This is a genomic window from Streptomyces laculatispora (assembly GCF_017353455.1).
Classification (GTDB): domain Bacteria; phylum Actinomycetota; class Actinomycetes; order Streptomycetales; family Streptomycetaceae; genus Streptomyces; species Streptomyces laculatispora.
The window spans coordinates 1-9264 of the sequence record NZ_JAFMPZ010000114.1 but is presented as its reverse complement, the minus strand read 5'-3'; the positions used below and the strand labels follow the sequence as shown (position 1 = coordinate 9264).

Below are 9264 nucleotides of genomic sequence, written 5' to 3'. Positions count from 1 at the left end.
CGACTCCATGGAGTCGTCGACGGCCAGGATGAAGCAGGCGGAGACCTGCTGCGGCTGGGGCGTGCCCACGTTGAACCAGACCGGTGAGTTGAAGCTGAAGATCTGGTGCAGGAGGGCGTACGCCAGCTCGTGCTCGAAGATGTCCGCGTCCGCCGGAGAGGCGAAGTAGTCGAAGTCCTCGCCGGCCTTCCGGTAGGTCTTCACGATCCGGTCGATGAGCTGTCGCAGACCGGTCTCGCGCTGCGGGGTGCCTACGGCCCCGCGGAAGTACTTGCTGGTGACGATGTTGACCGCGTTCACCGACCAGAAGTCGGGGAACTCGACGCCACGCTGCTCGAAGTTGATCGAGCCGTCGCGCCAGTTGGTCATGACGACGTCACGGCGCTCCCACGCCACCTCGTCGTACGGATGCACGCCGGGGGTGGTGTGAATGCGCTCGATACGCAGGCCCTGCTTGGTCGCAGTCGACTTGGTTCCCTTGTTGCGGGAACCTCGTGCCGGGCCGCTCGCCGTCTCTGTCATGCCGCCTCCCATATGTGGGCAAAAACGCCCTGAAGTGCCGAGAACTTCCCCGGGCACAGTGTGTGTCTGGTACTTCGGACGCCGCTCAGGGCATCCGGAGCAGGTCTGTGTGCCGATCGTCACCGGTCCGCGGACCGGCGACGATCGGCCTGCGCCGCTCAGTCGGCGGCGACGGCGGGAACGGGGACCTCAAGGGTCTCGCCGGTCCCGCATCCTTCTACGGGAGGCCGCTGCTCGCGGAGTTCCACGATGGCGGCCTCGAAGTCTTCGAGACTGTTGAACGCCCGGTACACGGATGCGAACCGCAGGTACGCGACCAGGTCGAGTTCCTGCAGGGGGCCGAGAATGGCCAGCCCCACGTCGTGCGTCGTCAGCTCGGCGCTGCCGGTGGCACGCACCGCCTCCTCGACCCGCTGGCCGAGTTTGGCGAGGGCGTCCTCGGTGACCGGCCGCCCCTGGCACGCCTTGCGCACCCCGGAGATGACCTTGGTGCGGCTGAAGGGCTCGGTCACGCCGCTGCGCTTCACCACCATGAGCGAGCAGGTCTCCACCGTCGTGAAACGGCGGGAGCAGTCGGGGCACTGACGGCGCCGGCGGATCGAGGTCCCGTCGTCGGTGGTGCGACTGTCGACGACCCGGCTGTCGGGGTGCCTGCAGAAGGGGCAGTGCATGGCTCCCAACCCTCCTTCACAGCACGACTGAATGGCCTCTTCAGGCCCCGCGAGGGCCTTCGAAGCAGTCTCAAGCATAGGCGATGACCGCACCCCCGAAGGACGGGGACCACAACTTCTGGGCGGCTGGAACAATCGAACCACTAGATATTGGGTTTGGCCGCACATTTGGCCCTAGCGCGTGTCGCGCGTCACGGGCGGCCGGAAGGCAGCGTTACGACCGAGCACGAGGGTACGGGAAGCGCGCGGCTCCACTGATTGCGGGGCGGCGGCTTCCAGGGCGCGAGGAGACCGGACGGCGACCCCGCGCGGCGCCGCCGCGGCCGCGAACGCTACCGTAATGGTCCGAATTGCCGTTCGACCCGACGGCGGGCGGCGCACGTCTCGGCTTCGCTCATACACCCAGCAATGAACGCCCAACAGGCTTTTATTTGTTTTTCACTCGAACGTGTGTTTGGCGCAACCTTTCGAAAGCTACTACCGTTGTGCAGCTAGGGAGACCATTCGAGAGGGGCCGACGTGACCACCACCGCAGACAGTGCCATCATCACTGCCCAGGACCGCTCCCAGAGCCGACTCGAGCCGGTGCATGCCATGAATGACTCAGTCACGAACACGGAGGGACCCGAGCCCGCGCGCCCAGCGCGCTCGCTGCCCGGGCGACCTCCTGGAATCCGAGCGGACAGCTCTGGGCTCACGGACCGGCAGCGGCGAGTGATCGAGGTCATCCGGGACTCCGTGCAGCGGCGGGGATACCCCCCGTCGATGCGGGAGATCGGTCAGGCGGTGGGCCTTTCCAGTACGTCCTCCGTCGCGCATCAGCTCATGGCTCTGGAGCGCAAGGGATTCCTGCGCCGCGACCCTCACCGCCCCCGGGCGTACGAGGTGCGCGGTTCGGATCAGCCCAGCACACAGCCCACGGACACCACGGGGAAGCCGGCGGCTTCCTATGTGCCGCTGGTCGGCCGGATCGCGGCCGGTGGTCCGATCCTCGCCGAGGAATCCGTCGAGGACGTCTTTCCGCTCCCCCGCCAGCTGGTCGGTGACGGAGAGCTCTTCGTACTGAAGGTCGTCGGCGACTCGATGATCGAAGCGGCGATCTGCGACGGGGACTGGGTCACCGTCCGACGCCAGCCCGTGGCGGAGAACGGCGACATCGTGGCGGCGATGCTGGAGGGCGAGGCCACGGTCAAGCGCTTCAAGCGGGAGGACGGTCATGTCTGGCTGCTCCCCCACAACTCCGCGTACCAGCCGATCCCCGGCGACGAGGCGACCATCCTCGGCAAGGTCGTGGCGGTGCTGCGGCGGGTGTGAAGTCTCGCCTGCTCCGACGGGGCCCCGGGATCGGTACAGCCGATCCCGGGGCCCCGTCCGTGCGACCCTTCCCCGTACGGAACTACTTCTCCTCGGCCTTCGCGGCGGCGTCGATCGCGGCGAGCGAGCGACGCGTCTGGTTGCGGTCGGTCGTGTACCAGAAGTCGGGGAGCGAGGCGCGCAGATAGCTCCCGTACCGGGCATTGGCGAGGCGCGGATCGAGCACCGCGACGACGCCCTTGTCGCCCGTGGCACGGACGAGTCGGCCGGCGCCCTGCGCCATCAGCAGCGCGGCGTGTGTCGCCGCGACCGCCATGAAACCGTTGCCCCCCGCTTCCTCGACCGCCTTCTGGCGCGCGCTCATCAGCGGGTCGTCGGGTCGGGGGAACGGAATCCGGTCCATGACCACCAGCTGACAGCTCGCCCCGGGGACGTCCACGCCCTGCCAGAGCGAGAGCGTGCCGAAGAGGCAGGTCTCCGGGGAGGCCGCGAAATTCTTGATCAGCTCCCCCAGTGTCTCCTCGCCCTGGAGCAGGATCGGCCTCTCCAGCCGGCCCCGCAGCTCCTCGGCGGCCGCCTGGGCGGCCCGCATGGAGGAGAACAGCCCCAGTGTGCGGCCGCCCGCGGCCTCCACCAGCTCGGCGAGCTCGTCCAGCATGTCGGTGCGGGAGCCCTCCCGGCCGGGTGTCGCCAGATGCCGGGCGACGTACAGGATTCCCTGCTTCGGGTAGTCGAAGGGCGAGCCGACGTCGAGCCCCTTCCACTGCGGGATGTCGTCACCGGCGGTGCCTTCGGGGGCGAGCCCGAGTGACGCGCCCACCCCGTTGAAATCGCCGCCGAGCTTCAGCGTGGCCGAGGTGAGTACGACGGAGCGGTCGGTGAAGAGCTTCTCGCGCAGCAGTCCGGAGACGGAGAGCGGGGCGACCCGCACGGAGGCACCGAAGCGGTCATGGCGTTCGTACCAGACGACGTCGTACTCGGACCCCTGCGTGATGCGTTCGGCGACACCGTGGATGGTCTCCACCGAGGCCAGTGCCTGCTTGCGGACGGCGTCCTCGTCCTGGACGGACTTGTCCCGGGTGGAGCCCAGGGCGGAGATCACCGTACGCGCCGCGTCGCGCAGGGCCATCAGCGCGTATCCCAGATCCTCCGGCACCTCCTCCAGACGGCCCGGAAGCGCCAGCTCCATCACGCGCTCGAAACCTTCCGACGCGCTCTGCAGCGCGTCGGCGGCCTTCTCGTTGACCAGCTTCGCCGCGCGCCGCACCGCGCGGCCGACCTGGCCGGGGGTGAGCTCGCCGGTGGCCACGCCGGTGACCCTGGAGACCAGCTCATGGGCCTCGTCGACGATCAGCACCTCGTGCTGCGGGAGCACCGGGGCGCCCTCGATGGCGTCGATGGCGAGGAGCGCGTGGTTGGTGACCACCACATCGGCGAGCTTCGCCCGCTCACGGGCCTGTTCGGCGAAGCACTCCGCCCCGTACGCGCACTTGCTGGCGCCCAGGCACTCGCGCGAGGAGACGGAGATCTGCGCCCAGGCACGGTCGGAGACACCCGGGGTGAGGTCGTCACGGTCGCCGGTCTCCGTCTCGTCCGCCCAGTCCCGCATCCGCAGCAGGTCCTGACCGAGCTTGCTCGACGGGGCAGCGGCCTCGAACTGGTCGAAGAGCCCCTCTTCCTCCTCCTGCGGCACTCCTTCGTGGAGGCGATGCAGGCAGAGGTAGTTCGACCGGCCCTTGAGCATCGCGAACTGAGGGCGGCGGCGCAGCAGCGGATGCAGGGCGTCGACCGTACGCGGCAGGTCCCGCTCCACCAGCTGGCGCTGGAGGGCCAGGGTCGCCGTGGCCACCACGACGCGCTCGCCGTGCGCCAGGGCGGGCACCAGGTAGCCGAGCGATTTACCCGTGCCGGTACCGGCCTGGACGAGCAGGTGGGAATGGTCGTCTACGGCCCCGGCGACGGCGTCGGCCATGGCGGCCTGACCGGGCCGCTCCGTACCGCCGACGGCGGTCACGGCGGCGTGCAGGAGCTCGGGGAGGGATGGCTTCGTCATAGCCTGACCAGCCTACGGGGCGCCACTGACAGCGGCGATCACTCCCGGCCTCACGCGGAGGGGTGGAGCGGGTTGGGCACCGTGCCGTGGACCGCCGCGTGCGGTCGCTCGGGTCGGTCCCGGTAGCCGTCCAGATGCAGGCGGTTGCGGTTCAGGCAGAGGCGTTCGATGCGCGGCGTCAGCATGTCGAACATCTCGAACCTGTCCTTCAGCTCGGGAAAACGGGCGTGGTGGCGCAGGATCTCCGTCCGGACGAGTGACCAGAATTCGGCCTCCGGGACGCCCAGCTGCTCCTCGCAGAGCGGGGAGAGGAAGCGGAAGACGCCGGTGAAGAGCCCCGAGTGGATGAACTGGGTGAGGAAGGCGGGCTCCTCGGTGAGCAGGACGCGGCGTACGTCGTGCGGCATGGTGTCGTGCTCCGGCAGCGGCCGGGCGCTGATGTTCACGTCGTCCACGAAGTCCTTGATCGCCAGACGGACGGGCACGTCCTGGCCGTCGAAGACGACGATGGCGTTCTCGCCGTGCGGCGAGAACACGGTGCCGTAGCGGTAGAGGAAGTGCAGCAGCGGCGGAAGGAGCGCGGCGAAGAGCCGGGTCAGCCACACGGTGGGGGGCAGTCCCGAGCGGGCGACCAGCTCGGCGGTGAAGGCACGGCCCTGGGGATCGGTGAGCAGCAGTGAGGCGAGGGTGCGGGCGCGCTCGCCGGGCGCCAGACGCGGGAGGAGGGGCTCGCGCCAGATCGCGCCGAGGATCTCCTTGAACTGGTACGGCGTCTCGGGGAGGTGGTCGTACAGCGGGTGCTCGACCGTGACCGATGCCACCTCGCCGAGCAGGATGACGCCGCAGGTGTCACGCAGGAAGGGATCGCTGTCGCGCAGCCCCTGGACCCAGCCGGTGACGGCGGGGGCCGCGAGGGTGCGTTCGGTCGGGAGTCCGCGCCAGACCAGCGTGTTGAGGATCGACAACGGCAGTTTGACGGTGTGCCGGTCGGGCCGCTCCAGGTTGACGAAGGTACGGATGGACTGCTGCGGCAGCCGCAGGTCCGGGTCGGCGTGCAGCGGGACGATGTCGCCCGCGGCGATGGCCGGGGCGAACAGCGGAACGATCCATTCGTCCCACTGCCAAGGGTGGACGGGCAGACAGTAGTAGCCGTCGGGGTCGAGGTCTCGGGCACGGAGGGCGGCGGCGAAGGACTCGCGAACCTCGGGGTCGAGCTCCTGGGCGTAGAGCTGCTCCGCGGTGGCGAGCGAGGACACGCCCCGGTAGGCGGCGATCCGGGAGGAGACCGCGATCCAGGGCAGCCTGACCGGCTTGCGGGCCTCGGGGGTGAAGCGGGACGCGTCGGTGGCGGAGAATCCGAGCCGCCCTTTGTTGGCGACGATCCAGGGGTGGCCGGTCTGGTGTCCTTCGAGTTCCGCGTAGTCGAGGTCGGCCAGCTCGGCGACGGCGAGCGCGCTGTGGTCGAGGCGGGCGTCGGCGGTGAGCGTGGTGGTGAGCTCGCGGACGAGGTGGCCGAGGGTGGCGCCGTCGAGCCCGAGGAGACGGCGGGCGCGGGCGAGGAAGAGCAGCGGGTCGCGGAAGGGGACGCCGGCGGGGACGCGGTCCCGGGGCGGGCCGGTGTGCTCGGCGGGTGCGTCGGGACCGGGTGCGGCGGGTGCTTCGGCCGGGGGCGCACCGAGTGCGTCCGCCTCGGTCTCGGCGGTGGTCGCCTCACGGATCGAGTCGGGGGCGACCCGCCAGCTGCCGTAGACCCCCCGCCCGGCCGTGAAGATCAGGCTTCCGCCGTCGTCCAGCACGAGGGTGTACGTATCGCCCCCGGCGGATCGCGGAACCGGCTGGATGACTTCCTCGTAGGCGAATTCGCCGAGCATCTTCGCAAGCATCCGGGCGGCGGCTCGGTCCCACACCGCCCGGTTCAGTTCTGGAGTGCTGAGTTGCGCGGGCGACTCCGCTGAATCATGGCTCACAGGGTATTTGGGCACGGGCACTCCTCGGGACGGAACCGATGGGGTTCGAGCGGTGTGGAGAAGGCGGCGGATGGTTCACAGCTGGGCACGGTGGGCTCGGTCGCGGATCATCAGCGCGGCCCGCTTGTCCGGGAGTTCGACCTCCGCGGAGAAGCGGAATCCGGCGCTGAGAAAGGCGGAGACGGAAGGGGTATTGCGGAGATCCGGTTCGGCGACGACTCGTGTGCACAGGGGCCGGTTGTCGAGTACGAGGTCGGAGGCGGCCCGGAGCAGCGTGGTGCCGACTCCGTGGCCGCGGCTGTTCACTTCACCGATGAGGAGGTGGATTCCGGTGTCATGCGGGCGGGCGGGGTAATGGCGCGCCAACGGGTCCAGGTCGGCGCGGTAGATCTCCCAATAGCTCATGGGGACCCCTGACAGCACCCCCAGACAGGGGAGGCTGCGTCCGTCGCCGTCGAGTTGGGGCATCAGATGCTCCGCTGTGACGGATGCGGCTCCGTCGAGTTCCCAGAACGCCGCGACGGCCGGGTCGTTCATCCAGCGGCTGATCACCGCGAGGTCGCGCTCCAGCCGTACGGGAACGAGCTGGAACACTCCGGCCGGCGTGGTGACGGGCTTCCACTCGCCCGGCCGGTCGAGCAGCTCGCAGACGCCCGCGCCGTGCTCGGTCACGGGTGTGCCGGGTGTGTCCTGCGCCAGGAACGCGAGGAGTTCATCGGTGAGCTGTAGATCCACTGTGTCCTCGGCACCCGTACCGGCCTGGGGGGCAGGGCCGGTACCGGGGCCGGCGTGCGCATCCGTGGGAGGCACGGTGATGCTCTCCTCTCTCAGCATTTCGGACGACGAGGTTCCATCGGGCACCCAGCGGGATTCCGTCAGCCGCAGAGCGGGTTGGTGATGGTGACGTAGACGGACTGAGTGTCGACGGGGCCGACGAGTTCATCGAGGCCGTGCAGCCGGGTCAGCATGTTGGCCTTGCAGCGCAGGCGCGGCGTTTCCAGCAGATGCGCGGGGAGCGGGGATCCCAGCCCGGTGGCCGCTCCCAGGAACCGGCGGAAGGCGGCAAGGAGCATGTGTTCGTCGGCGAGCTGCTGGGCACCGAACGCTCCGATCAGTCCGAACACGTTGTTGATGCCGAGGTAGTACGCGAAGCGCTCGTCGGTGACGGCATCGGAGACGAAGGTGTCGCTGACCGATCCGATGCCGGGGAGCCTGCGCTCAAGTGCCGCGCGGTGTGACTCGCGGAAGTAGTAGCCCTGATTGTCGCGGTAGCGGCCGCCGACCGGCCAGCCTTCCGCGTCGAGCATGACCAGGGTGTTCTGCTGGTGGGCTTCGAGGGCGACCCCGGCGTGTGCGTCGAGCCAGAGCACCGGCCGGACGACACGGTCCAGGTAGCGCAGGAACCACTCGGCGGCGACGGCGGTCGTGGTCCGTCCGGTGCCGGTGGCGAGCCGGCGGACGATTTCGGCGAGGCGTGAGCGCATGCCCGCCCGGTCCGGCCAGGGGCGCGGCGCGGTGAGCCCGGCGATGCAGACCGCGTCGTCGTGCCGGTCGAACGGGTTGTGGCGCAGCATGACGTCGAAGCCGTGGACGGGCTCGCCGTCCGGAGTGTCGACCGCGAGCCAGGCGGGGTCCCGGACGATGTCGAAGCCGGGTTGGGCCAGGTGCAACTGGGTGGCGAGTCCGCTGCGCAGCAGACGGTGGACCTCCACCCCCCGGTGGAGTTCCTTACGGAGGTTCTCGCGGCGGGAGTTGGTGATGCGCAGGCCGAGCGAGAGCTTCAGCATGGTGTCGACGCCGGGCCGTTGCACGGTGCGCACCGACGAGGTGGGGTGCCAACGCGCGCCGTACGGCCCCAGATCGTGCACGAGTCCGACGTCGAGCAGAGCGGCGACCTCGGGCCGGTTCCCCAGTTCCCGGGCCTGCCAGGGGTGGAGCGGAATCAGCGCGGTGTGCTCGGGGAATCGCAGTCCTTCGGCGTGCCGGGCCACGAGTTCCGTCGCCGGCACCGGACGGCCCTGGTCGGTCCATGCGGAGTCGGCTGCCAGTACGGACCGGTCGACGGCCATCCAGTGGAGGCGGAAGGAGCCGTGCGACTCGGGTGAGTAGAGGCGGGATTCGGAGTCGGAGAGACCTTCGCGGCTTTTGGGAGAGGGGTGGAGAGGATGTCCGAGGAGAAGTGACTGCTCCGCGGTGAGGAAGAGGTCGGCCTCGGCGGGAGCAGTGGGGCGGCGGCGTTGCCCGTCGATGAATCCGGCGGTTCGCCGTACCGAGTCGGCCACCCTGGCGACCATGTCGGCGCCCTCGTTGTGGTCGGCCTCGCGACCCAGGAGAGCGGCGACGGTGACGGCGTCCGTGGTGGGCGCCCCGTCGGGTGCCTGTTCCAGGACGGGCGCGCCGAAGCGGTGCCAGCCCGTGGCCGACCAGTGGCGGAGGGGGACGAGCAGGGCGGTTCCGCTCGCGGGCAGCGGAATGCGGAGGGTCTCCCCCTCCGGGCGGGGCAGGTCGCATTCGCGGACCCAGCAGCGCAGCAGGTTCTCGATGCCTGCGGCATCCGCGGCCCGGAGCGGGTCCGGGTGGTCCAGGGGGTCGGCGGCCGGTGCCGGGCAGGCGGGCGTTGCCAGGGAGGCGTACCACTGACCGTGCGGCATCTCCTTCTGGCGCGGCACGGTCGTCGACTCGACAGCGAGGTGGCCGGTTGTTCCGGCCTCTGCGCGGTGGTGGGTGGAGGGAGGGC

6 protein-coding genes and 1 pseudogene are annotated in these 9264 nt (G+C 69.9%); 1 reads left to right on the top strand and 6 read right to left on the bottom strand.

Annotated elements, in window-relative coordinates; translation table 11 throughout:
- Positions 1 to 522, bottom strand: a pseudogene (locus tag J1C73_RS06885) (vitamin B12-dependent ribonucleotide reductase); the annotation flags it as partial.
- Between the two features lie 158 nt (positions 523 to 680).
- Positions 681 to 1193 (bottom strand): transcriptional regulator NrdR, encoded by a 513-nt coding sequence (gene nrdR, locus J1C73_RS06880; RefSeq protein ID WP_073737717.1) that lies wholly within the window; start codon positions 1191 to 1193, stop codon positions 681 to 683.
- A gap of 519 nt (positions 1194 to 1712) precedes the next feature.
- Between nrdR and lexA the strand changes: the two genes are divergently transcribed.
- Complete coding sequence (gene lexA, locus J1C73_RS06875) at positions 1713 to 2507, top strand: transcriptional repressor LexA (protein ID WP_123462787.1); 795 nt, start codon at positions 1713 to 1715, stop codon at positions 2505 to 2507.
- Positions 2508 to 2589: 82 nt separating this feature from the next.
- Here lexA and J1C73_RS06870 read toward each other — a convergent pair whose 3' ends face one another.
- From J1C73_RS06870 to J1C73_RS06855, 4 genes are all read right to left on the bottom strand, one after another.
- Positions 2590 to 4560, bottom strand: a complete 1971-nt coding sequence (locus tag J1C73_RS06870) for an ATP-dependent DNA helicase (protein WP_207315549.1) — start codon at positions 4558 to 4560, stop codon at positions 2590 to 2592.
- Between the two features lie 50 nt (positions 4561 to 4610).
- A complete protein-coding gene (locus J1C73_RS06865) occupies positions 4611 to 6542 on the bottom strand; it encodes an IucA/IucC family protein (RefSeq protein ID WP_207315548.1) in 1932 nt (643 codons plus the stop codon).
- A gap of 60 nt (positions 6543 to 6602) precedes the next feature.
- A complete protein-coding gene (locus J1C73_RS06860) occupies positions 6603 to 7337 on the bottom strand; it encodes a GNAT family N-acetyltransferase (protein ID WP_307797620.1) in 735 nt (244 codons plus the stop codon).
- 65 nt (positions 7338 to 7402) lie between these two features.
- Positions 7403 to 9264 (bottom strand): IucA/IucC family protein (locus tag J1C73_RS06855; RefSeq protein ID WP_207315546.1); only part of this gene is annotated, 1862 nt, incomplete at its 5' end.

Coding starts and splice junctions, on each gene's coding strand:
- J1C73_RS06870 (WP_207315549.1), bottom strand. CDS start 4,560: ATGACGAAGCCATCCCTCCCCGAGCTCCTGCACGCCGCCGTGACCGCC.
- nrdR (WP_073737717.1), bottom strand. CDS start 1,193: ATGCACTGCCCCTTCTGCAGGCACCCCGACAGCCGGGTCGTCGACAGT.